The sequence below is a fragment of the Pseudomonas sp. 05T35 genome, assembly GCF_056396605.1.
On the sequence record NZ_JBFTLU010000896.1, the window covers coordinates 1 to 589 of the forward strand.

Here is a 589-nt window from a genome sequence, read left to right on the forward strand (position 1 = left end):
GTACTCGATAGTGCCCAGGGTCGTGGCCATCGACTTGAAGACGTTGGCGGTGTGATGAAAACGGATCCGTTCGGGCGTCGCGGTTTCGAGACGGTGCGGCCCGCAGATCCCTGACATCCAGGTCCGCGCCCCCTCAAGGTCATAGTGATCGATACGAATATCGCGAAACTGCGGATCGGCTTTGCTACTCATCACGGCGCACCCACGGCAATATTTTTCTCGCGCGCTCTGACGGCGCGCCTCTGACTTGAGTCGAGCAACTTCCAGACCACTGAACGCCTACGCCAACCCAGTGGATAGCAATCATCGACTAAGTGGATAACGCGGCTGTTTCGGGACCGGGACTCACCTTCGAACAACGCTCCAGGCTGCCCAAGACAGTACCTCAATGTTGCAAACAGGGGCGGCCGTTCATCGAATGGTGCAAAGCCTTGAGTATTACCTGCCCAGAACAGCGCACGGGTGTTACCCCTATCCGCGTCAGTACAAATTCCCGTAGCAGCTGCCGAGCCTGCGAGGCTGCGTTCGGCTCGGTCCGCGCTCGGGCGCAGCAGTCGTAAACCCTGCATGCACGATCTTCCTGTAGCAC

Annotated in this window: 1 pseudogene; it reads right to left on the reverse strand. The window is 58.7% G+C overall.

Features of this window, described 5'->3' with window-relative positions:
• Nucleotides 1-192 (reverse strand): annotated as a pseudogene (locus AC1DH9_RS30540) (AraC family transcriptional regulator); the annotation flags it as partial.
• Nucleotides 193-589 lie beyond the last annotated feature (397 nt).